Origin of the sequence: Corallococcus sp. AB011P (assembly GCF_003611605.1) — a bacterium.
GTDB lineage: Bacteria > Myxococcota > Myxococcia > Myxococcales > Myxococcaceae > Corallococcus > Corallococcus coralloides.
In genome coordinates this window covers 49160-64986 of record NZ_RAVX01000010.1, presented here as the reverse complement: position 1 = coordinate 64986, position 15827 = coordinate 49160, and the positions used below count along the sequence as shown (strand labels likewise).

Below are 15827 nucleotides of genomic sequence, written 5' to 3'. Positions count from 1 at the left end.
TTCAGCCGATCGCGGCCCGCAGGCTCGGTGAGAAAGGTGGCAGGGCGGCCTGGGCCCGTGTCTTGAGCGCCTGCCGGTCCCTGCCTGCGCCTTCCTGTAGCGCTCGACGGAAGGGGGAATAGGTGAGCGCCCAGAACCGCAGCTCACGCCCGTATTCCGAGTCGAGCCGCACCGCCTTCTGTTCATCGACCCCAAGCGTGGTCGCGAGGCCTCTCAGGACGTCGGCTTGCGGGAGGCCGCTGAAGGTGGCGGCCACGGTGTCCGAGGACTCCTGGCGGAGCGCCCTCGCGGTGAATGACTCCAGCTCCGTCACGTCCGGGAGCGCGGATTCGAGGCACGCCCTCGCGTTGACAAGGCCGGCGCCCCACGCGAGCTGGCTTTGAGGCCAGCTGTCACAGGTGGCGCGCAGCACGTGGCGGAAGACCTGCGCGAGCGTTGGCCCTCCCTGGTACTTCGCGAGCAGGTTGTCCCGGCCATGGTGCGCCAGCCAGAGCGCGGCGATTCCCGCGACAGTCGCGGTCGCATACGACGTTCCACTGCTCTGCCCGACCTTGTCGGCAGGCTGCGCCACCCAGACGTTCTCACCCGGGCCGGTGGCGTCGACCGCCTTGCCCCAGGCGGAGAAGGCCCAGGGTTGTGCGCTCGCGTTGCACGCGGCCATCGCGACGACTTCGTCATACGCGCCCGGCCAGACGACGATGGGGCCCGTGTAGTTGCCCGCGGCGGCGATGACGATGATGTTCTCACGCACCGCCTGCTGGATGATCCGGTGCAGTCCCGCGTTGGGCAGCCACCCGAGGCTGATGCTGATGACATGGACCCGCCGCTGGATGGCGAACCCGATGGAGTCGCGCAGCCGGTCGACGCCCACGTTGAACAGCACGGGCGAGGGGACGAAGAGCGTGGGCTTCGCGACGCGCAGCGGGACGACCTCGGCCTTCGGCGCGACTCCATTCACGAACAGCTCCGGTCCGTCCACGCTCGGTCCGTTGTACGGGCTCGACATGACGCTCGCGGTGCCGAGCCCATGGCCTCCGCCGGGATTCTCCGTCGTGGGGTCATCGTCGATGAAGTCCCAGCCAAGCCTTGGCGTGAAGTTCGGTCCCAGCTCGGGGCTGGGCAGGTAGCCGCTGTCCGGATGGCCGATGAGGATGCCCTCGCCCTGGCTCGCGCCGCCGGACAGCTTCCACGCCTCGTCCGCCTTCACGAAGCGCGGGCTCCAATCGCAATCGTTCTCGTTGAACGTCTCAGGCCCAGGCTCCGCGCTCTGCGCCTTGAGGAGCGTGGGCGCCGTGTCCGTGACGGAGGTGTGTTCCGCGTAGACCGCCTCGAAAGCCGGATCCGCATCCTCCACGCTCGGGTCCGCCTGGAGGCGGCGCGCCAGCTCCCACGCCTGCGCCGGTTCGACGGTGCCGGTAGGGAGGAGGTCGAACGAGCGGCCGGTGGGCTCGAACGGCACCGGGCGGATGATCCATGGCTCCGCCCCGACGAGCGCGGCCACGGTCTTCTCCAGGGTGGCCCGGTCGAAGCCCTCACGGAGGAGGACGTCGAGCGTGCGGAGCTTCGAGGACTCGAACTGCTCGGGCGGCGCCATGGGCGCACCTGTACCCCTGGGACTTCGTGGAGGGATACGGGCCTCCAGGGCGGTGGGTGTGTCGGTTAGACTCCCGCGCCGTGCGCTACGAGCTTCACGACAGCCGCGTCCTCACCTGGTCCCTGGAGACGCACGTCACCACGCACTGCAACCTGCGCTGTGCACAGTGTTGCCCGCTGTCGCCGCACCTGCCCGCGTGGGCCGTGTCCCCCCAGGCGCTGGCGGAGGACCTGCGCCGGCTCTCGCGCGTGCTCAAGCCCAACGTCTTCAAGCTGACCGGCGGTGAGCCCTTCCTCCATCCGGACCTGCCCGCCGTGCTGGACGTGGTGCGCGCCTCGGGCCTCACCGAACAGGTGTCCGTCACCACCAACGGCTTCCTCGCCCAGAGTGCCCCCGACGCCGTGTACGAACGGCTCGACCGGATGACCCTGTCGTTCTACACGTCCGCGCCCCTGCCCGAACGCTCCATCGCCCGCATCACCGAGCGCTGCGACCAGCACGGCGTCCACCTCACGGTGAAGGCCATCGACCGCTTCCAGCGCATCACCCCGGACGCACCACTCACGTCCGACGCGGAGGTGCGGGACGTCTTCGACAAGTGCTGGCTCAAGCAGCGCTGCCACCTGGTCCACCAGGGCCGCTTCTACACCTGCACCCGGCCGCCCCACGTCGCCACCGTCTTCGCCGCCGAGCATCCGCACCTGCCCGCGCTCGTCGAACATGACGGCGTGCCGCTCGACGACCCGGACCTGCTCACGCGCCTGCTGGCCTATTTGGAGCGCGACGTACCGCTCGCCACCTGCCGCCATTGCCTGGGCTCCAGCGGCCCCTGGGAACCCCACGCGCAGCTGCCGCGCGCTCGCGCCGCTTCCTGATCAGGGCGCCGGAACGCCCACGTCCGCCGACGGTGCGGGCAGCGGCAGCTCCACCGTGAAGACGGAGCCCTGGCCCAGGAGGCTCTCCACGCGCACCGTGCCGCCCATGGCCTCCACCAGCGTGCGGGTGATGTAGAGGCCCAGACCCAGGCCGCCGTAGTGCCGGTCACTCACCGCTCGCTCGAAGCGGCCGAAGAGGCGCGGCAGGGACTCCTCCGAGATGCCGATGCCCTGGTCCCGCACCGTCAGCGCCGCCTTGCCGTCACGCGTCTCCAGGCGGACCTGGATGGGGCGCCCCCGGCCGTACTTGATGGCGTTGTCCACCAGGTTCACCACCACCTGCTCCAGTCGCGGCCGGTCCCACACCCCCATCGTCACGGTGTCCGTGCACTCCAGCTGGAGCACGGAGCCGGAGCGCGCGGCGGGGCCCTCGTAGACGGCCACCACATCGCGCACCAGCTCCGCCAGGTCCATGGGCACGCACTCCAGAGACAGCCGCCCGGCCGCGATGCGCGACACGTCCAGCAGGTCGTTCACCAGCTCCGCCAGCTTCTTCATCTGCCGCGAGCCCACATCCAGGTAGCGCTCCACCAGCTCTCGCGGCACCGGGCCCGGGTGGCGCTCCATCTCGCGCCGCAGCGCCTGGAGCTTGAGGTTGAGCGGCGTGAGCGGCGTCTTCAGCTCATGGCTCGCGATGGACAGGAACTCGTCGCGCAGGCGCACCGCTTCGCGTGCCTCGCGGTACAGCCTCGCGTTCTCCATGGAGAGCGCGGCGCGGTTGGCCAGCTCCTGGAGGAAGGGCAGGTCCGCGGTCGTGTAGCGCCGGCCGGAGCGGTGCGTGGTGACGAAGCTGAGCAGCCCCAGCGAACGCTCCCCGGCCACCAGCGGCACCACCACCAGCGAGCGGACGCGCAGCTCCTTCAGCAGCGCGATGCGCTCGGGATCACTCGTGAACCGCGGCAGGAGGTCGTCGGTGAAGTTCTCGATGAAGAAGGGCTGCCCGTGATGAAGCGACCCGGGGCCGGCCATCTTGGGGAGGCCTGACACGTACGTCGTGCGGGACCGCAGCGGCTCCGCGAGCGACTCCGGCTCCGTGGCCGAGTGCTCCACCTCCATGCGCTGGAAGGTGCCGTCGTCCAACGCGCTGTCGATGAGGCACCAGTCCGCCAGCGTGGGGACCGCCAGGCGCACCACGTTGCGCAGCGTGGCCTTGTAGTCCAGCGACGTGGCCAGGAAGGAGCTGGCCCCGGCCAGCAGCCGCAGGTGCTCCTCGTTGTGCGACAGCTCTCGCGCCAGCCGCTCCGCCCGGGAGCGGGCCCGCACCACGTCCGTCACGTCGAAGCCGAAGCCCGCGATGCCGTCCACCTGCCCGTTCGTGTCGTGCGTGGGCGTGTACGTGACGTCGAAGATGTACTCCCGGAGGGTGCCATCCAGCTGGGGCAGCTTGAGGGACACCTCCCGGCCCACGAAGGGCTCTCCCGTCGTGTAGACGTGGTCGAGGATGCGGGCCACGCGCTCCGCTTCCTCCTTCGGCCCCACCTCGCGCGCGGGCAGGCCCAACAGCCTCGGAGGGTTGCCGAGCATCGCGGAGTTGAGGGGGTTGGACAGCTCGAAGACGTGCTGGGGCCCGCGGAAGATGACCAGGTGCGCGGGCGCGTGCATGAACAGTTCGTGCAGGCGCGCGCGTTCGTACTCGGCGGCGGCGCGGGAGGTGCGCTCGCGCTCCAGCAGGTCCGCGCGCTCCTCGTTGGCCCGGCGCAGGCGCACGTTGAGCAACGTGACGAACATCGACAGCGCGAGGAAGACGCTCAGCGCGATGAGGTTGCCGGGGTGGATCATCCAGTTCCCCAGGGGGGACAGGAAGAAGTAGTCCACCGTCACCAGCGAGAGGGCCGTCGCGAGCAGCCCCGGCCCCCAGCCTCCCCACCAGCCCGCGAACGCGACGGCGGCGAAGAAGGACAGGAACGGGGCGCTGGACATGTAGGGCCACAGCAGCCGCTGGGCGAAGTACGCCACCACGACGGCCGCCACCGCCAGCCCGTAGTTCAGCAACTCGGAGCCCCCCTCCTTGCGGAACGGCTCCGGCGCGCGCGGAGGCGGGGAGGAGGGAGGCACCGGCGGATACCGCGGGGCGGACGGAGCGGGCGCGGTCATGGATGCGCGGGGCGGACGGGCCTGGGGCCCGCCGTCAGCGTGTCTCCTTCCGGGCGTCGGTCTGGAGGAAGCCCTGCATGGCGGTGGGGTAGCGCTCGCCCGCGGCCACGCCCGGCGGCGCGATGGACTCGATGGCCGCCAGGTCCTCCTGTGTGAGCTTCACGTCCAGGGCACCCAGGTTGTCGTCCAGGTACTTGCGGCGCTTGGTGCCGGGGATGGGCACCACGTCCTCGCCGCGCGACAGCACCCAGGCGAGCGCGAGCTGCGCGGGCGTGCACCGCTTCTGGCTGGCGAGCCGGTCGATGTGCTCCACCAGCTTGAGGTTGCGCTGGAAGTTCTCCCCCTGGAAGCGGGGTGAGTGGCGGCGGTAGTCGTCTTCCGGCAGGTCCTCGAAGCGCTTGAACTGGCCGGTGAGGAAGCCGCGGCCCAGCGGGCTGTAGGGGACGAAGCCCACGCCCAGCTCGCGGCACGTCTGGAGCACGCCGTCCTCCGGGTCCCGGCTCCACAGCGAGTACTCCGACTGGAGCGCGGTGATGGGATGCACGGCGCACGCGCGGCGCAGCGTCTCCGAGTTCACCTCCGACAGCCCCAGGAAGCGCACCTTGCCGGCCTTCACCAGCTCCGCCATCGCGCCCACGGTGTCCTCGATGGGCGTCTTCGGGTCCACCCGGTGCAGGTAATAGAGGTCGATGACGTCCATTCCCAGGCGCTTCAGGCTCGCGTCGCACGCCTGCTTCACGTAGTCCGGCCGGCCGTTGACGCCGCGCGACTGGGGATTCGCCGGGTCGCGCACCAGGCCGAACTTCGTGGCCAGGACGATTTTCTGACGGTGGGGGCCCAGCACGCGGCCCACCAGCTCCTCGTTGCGGCCGGGCCCGTAGGCGTCCGCCGTGTCGAAGAAGGTGAGGCCCCGCTCCAGCGCGTGGAGCAGCGTGGCCTCCGACTCCGCGTCGTCGCGGCCCGCGTAGAAGTCCGACATGCCCATGCAGCCCAGGCCCAGCGCCGAAACGGTGAGGCCCTGCCTGCCCAGCTTCCGAGTCTCCATGTGTCCTCCGTGCGGGTGCACCCTCCCTGGGACAATCTTCACGCGAGGCGCGGGAATCCAGGGCAAACGACCAGGCGAAGGCCTGGCTCATCCCGGAAGCGGCAGCTCGCAACGGAAGGGGAGCGGCTTGGCGGCCGGTGCCAGCCCTTGCGTCCCGCGCGCCTCCACCACGGGCATCGTCCATCCCAGGTTGCGTAGCGCGGCGGTGAGCCGTTCGCACAGCGCCGCCACGCTGTCCTCGGGGGCACCTGAGAGCTCCAGCGTGAAGCGCTCCCGTGTCACCTGCGTCAGCCGGAACGCGCGCAGCGGGTGGTGCTTGAACACCCACGCCAGCGACCACGCGTCCAACGCGCGGCCAGAAGGCGTGTGGAACGCGCAGGCCCCGCGTCCGCCGAAGCCCGTCAGCGTCCAGCCGTGGAAGCCGCAGGAACATGCGTCGCGCCGCACGGTGCCCGTGTCCCCGGGCCGGTAGCGCAACAGCGGCAGCACGCTGGGGCGCAGCCGCGTCACCACCACCTCGTCCCCATCCGGCTCCAGCCAGACGTCCGGCGTGAGCACGTGGAAGCGGCCCCGGTTCGTGTCCTCCAGGCACTCCCACGCGAGCGGCCCCGTCTCCGTGGCGGCGTAGTAGTCGAGGACCGGCACGCCGCGCTCCTGCTTCCAGGCGTCGCGCAGCGCGTGCGGCAGGTGCTGCGCGGAGGTGAGCACCAGCAAGGGGGACGGCACCTCCGGATGCGCGAGCAGCCAGCGCAACCCCTCCGGGTCGGAGAAGACGACGGAGGCCTTCACCCGTTGCAGACGCGCCACCGCGTCGTCGCGCAGCACGGAGACGCGGTGCAGGGCGCCGTCATGGAACAGCGGCAGGCGCACCGAGTACTCCAGCCCGCCCGGCAGCGCATCCAGCAGCACCACGCGCGGACGCGGCGGGGGCAGGGTGTTGGTGTGCTCGGTGAAGAAGCGCAGCACGGCCCACATGAGCAGGCAGTCGCGCCGGTCGCGCAGCACGTTCACCGGGTCCCCGGTGGTGCCGGAGCTCTTCACCACCACGCACTCGTCGGACGCGGCGGGCAGCGTGGGCACGTCCTCCCAGTGGCGCGCGAGCGTGGCGCGGTCCAGCGCGGGGAAGTGCCGCAGGTCCTCCAGGCGCCGCAGGTCGCCCGGGTGCAGGCCCGACTCGCGCAGCACGCGCACGTAGTAGGGCGAGCCCCGGAGCGCTTCACGGAAGGCCGGCAGGCGCGCCTCCAGCTCCGCGCGGGCGGTGGCTTCGTCCACCGTGGCCGCGCCGCGCGCCAGGCCCGCCGCCACGTCCAGCGCCCACGGCAGGTGCGGGCGCTGCGTGTGGCTGTCGCGGCGGATCCGGGCCCTGGGCGCGACCCCGAGCGTCACTCGCGCCAGCCCCGGGCCTCTGCGTCCTTGCGTGCTGCCTCCTGGAGCATCTCCTGGCGCCGGTCCGCCTCCTTCTTGCGCGCCTCCTCCACCTTGCGCAGGTCCGTCACGGCCTGCCGGTAGTCCAGGTCCTTGAGGTGGCGCTTCGACTCGGCCTCCGTCTCGCCTTCGATGTCCGCGCCCAGGGCCGCCAGCCACTTGCGCAGGAACTCCTCCTGGCGGAAGGCGTTGGAGCGGATCATCTCCGCGGTGAGGGGATGCACCTCCTCGAAGAACTGCTGCAAGCGCGCCTGCGGGGTGCGGTCCGCGGTGAGGTAGAGCACCGTCTTCTTGCGCAGGTCGGACGACACCAGCACGTGCGCGAGCATGCCCACCTGCTCCTGGAACAGCGGGTTCTTCACCCGCTGCTCCAGCTTCGCCCACTCGGCTTGGGACGGGGGGCGCTGGCTGGCCAGACGGAAGGTGTCGCAGACGATGGCCACCGCCAGGTCATGCGGATACGGCGACACGATGGGCGTGGCCGCCAGCTGCTCACGGAGGTGGGGAATCGAAACGGCCATCATTTCTCCAACAGGGCATCGGCCAGTGCCGCGGCGGCACGGCCAAAGTCAGACATCCATTGCACGGTCGCCAGCCGGAAGCGCGGGCTTCCCAGCACCGGCGCCAGCACCTGCCGCGCGGGGGCGTCGTCCGGCAGCGCGAGGAAGGCCACCACGCGGCGCGACCGGTTCATCCCGCGGGCGAACCGCGGCAGCGCGCCCTCCTGCCGCATGTTGTACAGGAAGTCGCTGTCGGAGATGACGACGCGCAGCGCGTCCGGCCGCTCCTCGGACAGCTGCTCCATCACCTCCACCGGGAACCACGTCCCTCCACCGATGTAGTGGAAGAAGAAGTCGCGCGCCGTCTCCTCGTCGTACATCCACGGGGACACGATGGGGTTGTCCGCCGAATAGATGATGCCGCGCACCGTGGCGCCCTTGCGCAGCGCGGAGGCCGACAGCACCTGCGCGGCCAGCGTCATCGCGTTGAGGTCCTGCTGCGGGTTGGGCATGGAGCCGCTGGTGTCCAGGTAGATCTCCAGCGCGGGCACGCCCAGGTCGGACGGCGGTGGCAGGTCCGCCTCCAGCTCGCGGCGCAGCGGGGCCACGGCGGCCAGGTGACCCTGCGAAATCACCGTGAGCGTCCAGTCGATGGTGGACGGGTCGTCGCCGTACTCCCACGCCTCCGGAATCGTGCGCAGGTAGGGCTCTGGCTTCGAGGCCGAAGCGGGCAGCTTGAGGATGTACTGGTCCACGAGCCGCCGGTAGTACCGGGCCACCAGCGCGCGCCGCAGCCTGCCGCCGTCGTTGCCGGGCAGGTGCGCCGTCACGCGGCGGATGGTGTCCAGCGGGTCCGACTCCTTCGTGTCGTGCGAGTCGTCCAGCCAGCCGTTGGCGCGGGCCTCGTCCAGCGCGCCCTCCCACCGGCCGCCGGACTGCACCGCCGCGTCCAGGTCGCCTTCGTCCGGAGTGCCGAGGTCGCCGGCCAGCGGGATGCAGAAGCCCACTTCGGACGGCATGTCGATGAAGCGGATGAACGCGGCGCAGAAGTAGAGGAATTGCAGGCGCGGGTCGGGCAGCGCGTAGAACGTCTGCACGAACATGCGCGCCTGCGCGCGGAAGCCCGGGTAGGCCTCCTCCAGCTTCGGCAGCAGGGCCTCGGGCACCAGGTGTCCGGGCTCCCTGCGCCACAGCTCCTCGTAGATGGCCAGGTAGAAGCAGAACAGCGGGGACGGCCCGCCCGTGTCGCCGTCCTCCTTCTTCTTCTTGTTCTTCTTGCGCCCGTCGGGCGTGCGCAGGAAGCCCCGGTACACCTGACACAGCGCTTCCGCGTGGGTGCGCCCCACGAACTCGTTCACCTGGAGGTCGAAGAACAGGTTGGTGAGCGACTGGCCCAGGCCCGGGATGAGGCGCTGTTCCAGCACTCGCAGCTCCGCGTCCCACCCCAGCGTGTGGGGGAAGCGCACATGGTGGCCGATTTCATGGGCCAGCACGGCGGTGAGGCTGTCGCGCGCGCCCATGCGGACCAGCAGGTCGAAGTGGACGAACACCTGCCGGCGCACCAGGTCGATGTACGCGAGCGGTTCGTCCGGCGTGGCCTCGCCGGGCCGGAAGGGCTGGTGCGGTTCGGGCGGGCTCAGCTGCACGTGCACGTCCCACAGCGCCAGCGCGTCGCGCCAGCACCGCTCCACCTCCTCCGGGGTGAAGGCCGCGCCCGCGCTCATGCCGGCAGGATGACCGCCAGCCACTGGGACGTGTGCATCGTGGCCACCGCGCGCCACTCGTTGTGCTGGGTGCTGTACCAGTCCCCCGCACGAGGGTCGCGCTGCGCCAGCGAGGTGAGCGCCTTGGAGGGCTTGCCCGTCGCGGGCTCCAGCCGCTCGTTGCAGCCCATGGGCCCCAGCAGCATGGGCTTCTTCACCAGCCACACGCCCTGCGTGGCGGCGTCGCGTCCACCGGCGGCGGTGGCGCGGTGACGGTCGTGCACGCAGACGACGGCGGGCGCCAGGAAGTGCATCTCCCCGGGCATGAAGCGCGCGTCCTCCTGGGACAGGTCCACCCACTGCGCGGTGGACGTGTCGCCCAGCGCCTGGGACGGCGGCTCCATCGCCTCGTTGGCGATGGTGTGCAGGTGGCCCTCCAGGTCCTCCAGCGAGGACAGGTTCGCGCCCAGGCGGCAGAACAGCCGCTGCACCCACGGCGGCGCGGACTCCAGGTTCTCGCTGAGGTTCCACACGCGCGCGAGCGCCGGGGCCCGCTCCTCCTGACGCAGGTCTGGCAACAGGCGCGGCAGCAGGTCCCGCCACGCGAGCGTGAAGAAGTTCTCCCGCCCGGCGGACCCCGGATACATGTAGCCCAGCCCGATGCCCTCCGCGCCCAGGCGCATGTAGTTGCGCAGGAGCTCCTCTCCGGACGCGGCGTCACCGCTCGCGAGCCCCCGGCCCAAGCGGACCACCGGGCCGTTGAGGAACGCGCTCCACAGCGCGCGGTCCCAGCGCACGAACCGGCCGCGGGCTTCCTTCTCCAGGTCGTCGACGAACTCGCTCATGGCTGTTTCCCCTGACCGCCCGGGTTCTCCTTCAGCCACGTCGCGTAGTTGCGGTAGCGGCTGTAGAGGGACTTCAAGTGGATGAGGTCCTCGTACACCGGACCGGACAACTCCTGGCGGGTCATCAGGTCATTCATCAGCGCGGTGACGGTGGACAGGCGCTTCTCCGTGGTGCGCAGGTCCACGCCGGACAGGCCCAGGTCCAGTTCGGTGCGCAAAGCGGCGACCTTCTGGCGCACGGGCGCGTGCGTGCCGTAGCGGGCCATGGCCATGTCGAACATGTTGCGGATCCACGCCACGCGGTCCTGGAGCAGCAGCTTGTTGCCCTTCGCCTCGAAGAAGGGGCTGCGCGCGTTGGGGGTGAGCTTCTCGTGCAGCACCCAGGGGATGATCTGCCGGAAGTCCTCCAGCTCCGTCACGCGGTGGCCCCGGAAGAACGCGAGCGCCTTCGCGAAGTGGAGGATGGTCTGGTACGCGCGCACGCTGGTGCCGTTCTCCGTCTGCGTGCAGAGGTGCACCTTCTTGTCCAGCGGGCACTGCTCGTTGCACACGGCGGACACGGTCTGTCCCGCGAGCTTCAGCGTGTCCTTGTGCTTGAACTCGAAGCGCGGGGACGCCATGCGGCAGAAGTCCAGCTGGCCCAGGAAGAAGGCCACGCGCTCCAGCACGCCCTTGGGCACCTCCACGGCGAGGATGGAGTCGTAGGCCTTCTCCAACTCGCCGGGCGTGAAGACGATGTCCTTGGGGAGCAGCTCCTCCGGAGACTTGTCGGACTCGATGCGCTGGAGCAGCGTGTCCACGAAGCCGGAGTTGAAGGGCACGGCGCGCACGACGACGTCCAGGCGGTCCTTGAGCGCTTCGATGACCTGGAAGGTGCCGCCGCCCTGGTCGTCGTTGGCGGTGAGGAACCAGGACGAGCGGCCGGTGTAGATGTACTGGTCCATCATCTCCGCGTAGCCCTCGCCCAGGAGCGACAGCAGGGCGGACTGGGTCTTCGTGGGGATGCGGTTGTACTCGTCGATGATCTTCACGCGCTGGCCAATCCACTTGCGCCAACTGACCTTCACTGCGGACAGGTCCTCCGCCTTGAGCATGTCCGAGGGCAGGGGCGCGCCGAGCAGGTCCGCGATGGACAGCTGCGGGTGGCCGCGCTGGATGCCCCGGTGGACGTCCTCGCGGCCCATGCCGGAGAGCAGGGCCATGAGGATGGCGGAGGTTGTCTTTCCGCGGCCCGGGCCGCCCACGAGCAGGGCGCGGCGGCAGGTGAAGAGGGTGAGCAGCGGGATGAGGACGAAGGAGCTGTAGCTCATGTCCTCCGGGAGGTGGACCTCGTCCCCGGCGGTGTTCTTGAGGGCGGCGGTGCCGCCGAACTCGATGTCGTAGTAGGGGCAGATGACGGCGTTGTTGGTGATCCACCAATACGCCTGCCGCATCTTGTCGTGGAGGCTGCCGCCGTCGCGCTCGGAGAGGTGGACGCTGAGGCCCTTGTCCGCCGACGCACGCCCGGTGAGCAGGCGCGAGACCCAATCCTGGTTGGCCATGGAGGAGCGGGAGTGTAGCAGCGGGAGAGCGGGGGCGGGTGTGAGCTGGATGGGTGTACCCCCACCATCCAGGCTTCCGGAAGTGGGCGGCATGGACGGGATGCGCTAAGTGTCGGCGCATGCTCCGAGAGCTTCACCTTCAGGGGGTCGGCCCCGCGCCTCGCCTGGACGTCGAGTTCGCACCCCGGCTGAACGTCCTGACGGGTGACAACGGGTTGGGCAAGAGCTTCCTGCTCGATGTGGCGTGGTGGAGCCTGACCGGGACCTGGCCGGGTCTGCCCGCGTGGCCTCATCGCGGCGCTCGGCGTCGTCGGATTGACTGGACCCTGACGGGCAAGGCGCGGCGGGCATCGAACAAGACGAGCGACTTCGACCCGGAACGGCAGCTGTGGCCCTGGCCCGAAGGGCGGCCGAGCATGCCGGGCCTGACCGTCTATGCGCGCGTCGACGGAAGCTTCTCCGTCTGGGACCCCGCACGGAACTACTGGCACAAGACGTCGCGCGCGGATCCGGATGCGCCTCGAAGGCCGGACGCCTTCCACTTCTCGCCCCAGGACCTCTGGGATGGCCTGAAGTACGAGGGGACGACGGTCTGTAACGGGCTCGTCCGGGACTGGTTGACCTGGCAGTTGCAGGATGATGGTTCCGCGCAGTCACCGTTCCAGATGTTGAAGCGGGCGCTGGAACAGCTGTCCCCTCGCGACGAGCCCATCCGCCCCGGGCGGCCCATGCGGTTGGCCATCGAGGACGTCCAGAACTACCCGACCCTCGACATGCCGTACGGCACCATTCCAGTGGTGCATGCCTCCGCGGGAATGCGCCGCATCCTGGGCCTGGCCTACCTCGTCGTCTGGGCGTGGCATGAACATCTCCAGGCCTCGGAGTTCCTCGGGCAGGCGCCGGATCCCCGGTTCATCCTGTTGGTGGATGAAGTGGAGACCCACCTCCATCCGCTGTGGCAGCGCCGCATCGTCGGATCGCTCATCCAGGTCATCGACGGCCTCGCGAGCGAGACGTCCGTCCAGACGTTCCTGACGACCCACTCCCCGTTGGTGCTGGCCTCCCTGGAGCCATTCTTCGACGAGGAGCAGGATGCTCTCTTCCTCTTCCAGCTCGAAAAAGAGCAGGTGCGCCTGCGGCATCTCCCCTGGGCGAAGCAGGGAGATGCGAACGACTGGCTGACGTCGCCTGTCATGGGGCTGGCCCAGGCGCGTGCCTGGGAGGCTGAACGCGCGGTGGAAGCCGCCGAGGCCTACATGCGAGGCGAGCGTGAGGGTTTGGGCACGCTGAAGGAAATCGACGCTGAACTGCGACGCCTGCTCCCGGAGCAGGATCCGTTCTGGCCCCGGTGGGTCGTCGCTCGCGATGGGGGAGGCGGCCGTGATCCGGTGCGTTCCAGGAAGCGAGCCTGAGGACTTCGACTCGAGGGTGAGAACGCCCGGACGCGGGTGGCTGCGCCGCAATCCGGAGTCCCCCAGCCGGCCGCCCGCGTACTGGCGGCGTTGCAATGCTCAACTCGCGGAGGCCTTCTTCGAGCGCTGTGCCTACACCGCGATGTATCTGGGCGCGCCAGGGACCGTCGATCACTTCATCCCCCTCGATGAAGATCGGCGGCTCGCCTACGAATGGACCAACTTCCGGTACTCCGCCGGATGGCTCAACAGCCGTAAACAGGCGCTTGTCTCCGAGCGCCTGATGGATCCCTTCGAAATCGAGGATGGTTGGTTCGCGCTCCTACTCCCATCGCTTCAACTCCAGGTCACGGAACGCTGCCCGCCGCAACTGCGAGAGCGGGCGGTTGAGACGTTGCGCCTCCTGGGGCTGGACCACGATGAGCGGGTGGTCCGGTATCGGAGGCAGTGGCTGGAGGAGTACGAGCGGCGGCGTGTGACGCTGGACTATCTGGAGGACAAGGCTCCGCTCGTGGCCCGCGCGGTGCGTGAGTGGGAGTCGCGCGAAGGCCGGCAGTGGTCCGCGGGCAGCAGCCAGATGGACCTGGCTCGTGCGGAAGCGTCGCCTGCCCCGAGAAAGCGGGCGTCTCGGTCCGGGGTCAGAAAGAAGAAGTCATGATGCTGCCTCACCTGGAAGTGATTCACGGCACTGTCGAGGGGATTGACCCTGGCGTGTCGAACACGCCGACGATCCAGCTTGCCCCGCGGGAGGGCGCGACTCTCGCGGTGACCGCCACGGCGGAGCAGGTGGAGCAGGCCGCTCACCTGCGAGAGGTCTCCGCGATGGTCGTCATGGGACCCACCCCTCGGCTCGTCTGGATTCGCGAGCAGGGCGCCGACGTGCCGGTTCCAAGCGCGGAGGAGCGTGACGCGCACGCCCTGCGGAAGTGGAGTGAACTGCTGCGGAGGCTGGCCCAATGAGCGACGCGCAGCCGTATGACCGGTTCTGCGGCCTGACCCGGCTCCAGGAGCTGCAGGCCAAGGGCATCGCCGCGCATGGCGGCAGGGGAGGGGTCCGTGATGCCCTGGGCCCTGGCGCGACCCTGGGAGCGGCCTGGACCGCGGAGGAGTACAGCGCCCCGCCGGAAGCGGTCCCGGGGCTGATGTTCGCCGTCTACCTGCTCTTCTACATCGCGACGAAGCAGGTCTTCGTGGACGGGAACAAGCGCATCTCCTGGCTCGCCATGTGCGAGGCCCTGGCGTGCATGGGCCTGGAGGTGGACGCTACGATCGATGAAGCGGAGACGCTGGTGATGGCCATCTCCAACAACCAGTTCAAGGACGTCGAGCCGGTATACCTCTGGGTCGTCGAACACCTGCGCGAGCTTCGCGTCGGCGCTTGAGGTCGGCATAGGCCGTGGGCATGGCATCCCTTCGTGGTTGTTGCTCCCTGCTGGCCCTGGGCCTGCTTCTCACCAGCACGGCCTGCCGGCGTTCCGAGGAGGAACAGGAGGCCATCCGGAAGCGTATCGACGCGCGGGTCCATGTGGCCGCGAACCAGGTCTGGGAGGGGCAGCTGTCCCAGGCCCAGACGCAGCTCGCCGCCATCCTCAAGGAGGCGCCCCAGCATCCTGGCGCGCTGATGGTCCAGACCTGTCTGCAACTGGAGCAGGGCGCCGAGGATGAGGCAGCCCGGACCGCGAGCCGCTTCCTGGAGACGGGCCCCGACAAACCGGACGCCATCATGCTCGTGGCGCTCGTCGAGCAGCGGCGCCGGACGCCCAAGCCCGGGTGGACCAAGGCGCTGAGCCAGGCGTGGAAGATCGCGGGACGCCCTTCCTTCGAGGACACCCGCTGGTATCCGGAGGTCGTCATGGACGCGAAGGATGCCGTCTCCGACGTGTGGGCTCGGACCGAGTCCGTGGAGTCGCGCCTCGTTGCCGTCCTGGCGGATGGCAAGGCCTCGGAGGCCCAGCAGCAGTGGCTGGTGGAGCATGTGTCCGAGATGAAGGAGCTGGATCTGCTCCTCTCCGCCCACGAGTATTTCAGTCATGCCGACGGACTGTCCGCGGACCAACGGCGACAAGCGCGCGAGGTGGTGCGACTCAAGCTCGAGGCGCACGGCGCTGGGGCGAGCGAGTCCCGCATCCCGCTGCTCCTGTTGATGGCGGATGTCTCGAAAGAGACGCCGCTCACCCACGAGGACATCGTGGCGATGGATCGGATCGCCAGCTTGAAGCGCTATGGGAACGCTCCGCTGTCCCAGCTGTATGTGGATGCGGAGCGGCGCCTGGCGGCCACGGGCGCTTCCTCGCGAGCCGACAAGACCTTCATGGTGGCGGTCGCGAACCTGGTCGTGGATCCCTCCTCGGTGCTCACCCAACGGGCCGCGGCGACGAAGGACCGGCTCACCCCGGAGGACCAGGACCGACTGGGGAAGGCGTTGCTCACGTTGGGAGCGCGCATTCGGACAGGGGACACAGTGCTGGAGCGCTTCGTGGGCACGCGCATGATGGAGCAGGGCGCGGTCCTGGTGGGGAACGAGATGATGCGCGCCCAACTGGCCGAGGCCCTTGAGTCGATGCGCCCGGTCCTTCAATCCGCCCGGCAGATGCAGAGTGGAAGTTGGCCCCTGCCCACGCTCCAGCGCGAGTGGCTACAGGCCCAGGTCCAGAACGAGTGGGCTTTCTTGAGCAACATCGTCGCGCCTTGAGCACCCATCACCGGGCAAGCATCCGCCGGAGCCTGTCTGGA

General features: G+C 69.6%; 14 protein-coding genes. 6 read left to right on the top strand and 8 right to left on the bottom strand.

Features of this window, described 5'->3' with window-relative positions; all coding sequences use genetic code 11:
* Nucleotide 1 precedes the first annotated feature (1 nt).
* The gene (locus D7X30_RS24255; RefSeq protein ID WP_120565333.1) at nucleotides 2-1594 is read right to left on the bottom strand and encodes a S8 family serine peptidase; all 1593 of its coding nucleotides are present in this window, start codon (nucleotides 1592-1594) and stop codon (nucleotides 2-4) included.
* A gap of 80 nt (nucleotides 1595-1674) precedes the next feature.
* Between D7X30_RS24255 and D7X30_RS24250 the strand changes: the two genes are divergently transcribed.
* The gene (locus D7X30_RS24250; RefSeq protein WP_120565332.1) at nucleotides 1675-2469 is read left to right on the top strand and encodes a radical SAM protein; all 795 of its coding nucleotides are present in this window, start codon (nucleotides 1675-1677) and stop codon (nucleotides 2467-2469) included.
* On the opposite strand, the gene D7X30_RS24245 is transcribed toward D7X30_RS24250, so the two are convergent.
* The 7 genes from D7X30_RS24245 to D7X30_RS24215 form a co-directional block, all read right to left on the bottom strand.
* Nucleotides 2470-4584: an ATP-binding protein gene (locus tag D7X30_RS24245; protein ID WP_233591753.1), complete on the bottom strand. Its 2115-nt coding sequence runs from the start codon at nucleotides 4582-4584 to the stop codon at nucleotides 2470-2472.
* Between the two features lie 73 nt (nucleotides 4585-4657).
* A complete protein-coding gene (locus tag D7X30_RS24240; RefSeq protein WP_120565330.1) occupies nucleotides 4658-5668 on the bottom strand; it encodes an aldo/keto reductase in 1011 nt (336 codons plus the stop codon).
* An 87-nt stretch (nucleotides 5669-5755) separates the two neighbouring features.
* Nucleotides 5756-7054, bottom strand: a complete 1299-nt coding sequence (locus tag D7X30_RS24235) for a phenylacetate--CoA ligase family protein (RefSeq protein ID WP_120565329.1) — start codon at nucleotides 7052-7054, stop codon at nucleotides 5756-5758.
* Nucleotides 7051-7617 carry a hypothetical protein gene (locus D7X30_RS24230; RefSeq protein WP_233591752.1) on the bottom strand — a complete coding sequence of 189 codons (567 nt, stop codon included), beginning with the start codon at nucleotides 7615-7617 and terminating at the stop codon, nucleotides 7051-7053. The genes D7X30_RS24235 and D7X30_RS24230 overlap by 4 nt, the downstream gene beginning before the upstream one ends.
* Nucleotides 7614-9317, bottom strand: coding sequence for a M48 family metalloprotease (locus tag D7X30_RS24225; RefSeq protein ID WP_120565327.1), 1704 nt, complete (start codon nucleotides 9315-9317; stop codon nucleotides 7614-7616). The genes D7X30_RS24230 and D7X30_RS24225 overlap by 4 nt, the downstream gene beginning before the upstream one ends.
* Nucleotides 9314-10141 (bottom strand): hypothetical protein, encoded by an 828-nt coding sequence (locus tag D7X30_RS24220; protein WP_120565326.1) that lies wholly within the window; start codon nucleotides 10139-10141, stop codon nucleotides 9314-9316. Before D7X30_RS24220 ends, D7X30_RS24225 begins: the two co-directional genes overlap by 4 nt.
* Complete coding sequence (locus tag D7X30_RS24215) at nucleotides 10138-11682, bottom strand: MoxR family ATPase (RefSeq protein WP_120565325.1); 1545 nt, start codon at nucleotides 11680-11682, stop codon at nucleotides 10138-10140. The genes D7X30_RS24220 and D7X30_RS24215 overlap by 4 nt, the downstream gene beginning before the upstream one ends.
* 119 nt (nucleotides 11683-11801) lie before the next feature.
* Here D7X30_RS24215 and D7X30_RS24210 point away from each other — a divergent pair, with 119 nt between their 5' ends.
* Genes D7X30_RS24210 through D7X30_RS24190 form a run of 5 tightly spaced genes read left to right on the top strand, consistent with a single transcriptional unit; the run spans nucleotide 11802 to nucleotide 15786 of the window.
* Nucleotides 11802-13094 carry an AAA family ATPase gene (locus D7X30_RS24210; RefSeq protein ID WP_120565324.1) on the top strand — a complete coding sequence of 431 codons (1293 nt, stop codon included), beginning with the start codon at nucleotides 11802-11804 and terminating at the stop codon, nucleotides 13092-13094.
* Nucleotides 13095-13110: 16 nt separating this feature from the next.
* On the top strand, nucleotides 13111-13752 hold the full coding sequence (locus D7X30_RS24205) for a hypothetical protein (RefSeq protein ID WP_199724537.1): 642 nt from the start codon (nucleotides 13111-13113) through the stop codon (nucleotides 13750-13752).
* Entirely contained in the window at nucleotides 13749-14054 is a 306-nt protein-coding gene (locus D7X30_RS24200; protein WP_120565323.1) for a hypothetical protein, read from the top strand. The genes D7X30_RS24205 and D7X30_RS24200 overlap by 4 nt, the downstream gene beginning before the upstream one ends.
* Nucleotides 14051-14476: a type II toxin-antitoxin system death-on-curing family toxin gene (locus D7X30_RS24195; RefSeq protein WP_120565322.1), complete on the top strand. Its 426-nt coding sequence runs from the start codon at nucleotides 14051-14053 to the stop codon at nucleotides 14474-14476. Before D7X30_RS24200 ends, D7X30_RS24195 begins: the two co-directional genes overlap by 4 nt.
* 20 nt (nucleotides 14477-14496) lie before the next feature.
* Nucleotides 14497-15786, top strand: a complete 1290-nt coding sequence (locus D7X30_RS24190) for a hypothetical protein (protein ID WP_120565321.1) — start codon at nucleotides 14497-14499, stop codon at nucleotides 15784-15786.
* The last annotated feature ends 41 nt before the right edge of the window (nucleotides 15787-15827 follow it).

Bases quoted from the DNA above. Each gene is read 5' to 3' on its own strand.
- D7X30_RS24255 (WP_120565333.1), bottom strand. From the start codon at position 1,594: ATGGCGCCGCCCGAGCAGTTCGAGTCCTCGAAGCTCCGCACGCTCGAC.
- D7X30_RS24240 (WP_120565330.1), bottom strand. From the start codon at position 5,668: ATGGAGACTCGGAAGCTGGGCAGGCAGGGCCTCACCGTTTCGGCGCTG.
- D7X30_RS24230 (WP_233591752.1), bottom strand. From the start codon at position 7,617: ATGATGGCCGTTTCGATTCCCCACCTCCGTGAGCAGCTGGCGGCCACG.
- D7X30_RS24225 (WP_120565327.1), bottom strand. From the start codon at position 9,317: ATGAGCGCGGGCGCGGCCTTCACCCCGGAGGAGGTGGAGCGGTGCTGG.
- D7X30_RS24220 (WP_120565326.1), bottom strand. From the start codon at position 10,141: ATGAGCGAGTTCGTCGACGACCTGGAGAAGGAAGCCCGCGGCCGGTTC.
- D7X30_RS24215 (WP_120565325.1), bottom strand. From the start codon at position 11,682: ATGGCCAACCAGGATTGGGTCTCGCGCCTGCTCACCGGGCGTGCGTCG.
- D7X30_RS24210 (WP_120565324.1), top strand. From the start codon at position 11,802: ATGCTCCGAGAGCTTCACCTTCAGGGGGTCGGCCCCGCGCCTCGCCTG.
- D7X30_RS24200 (WP_120565323.1), top strand. From the start codon at position 13,749: ATGATGCTGCCTCACCTGGAAGTGATTCACGGCACTGTCGAGGGGATT.
- D7X30_RS24195 (WP_120565322.1), top strand. From the start codon at position 14,051: ATGAGCGACGCGCAGCCGTATGACCGGTTCTGCGGCCTGACCCGGCTC.
- D7X30_RS24190 (WP_120565321.1), top strand. From the start codon at position 14,497: ATGGCATCCCTTCGTGGTTGTTGCTCCCTGCTGGCCCTGGGCCTGCTT.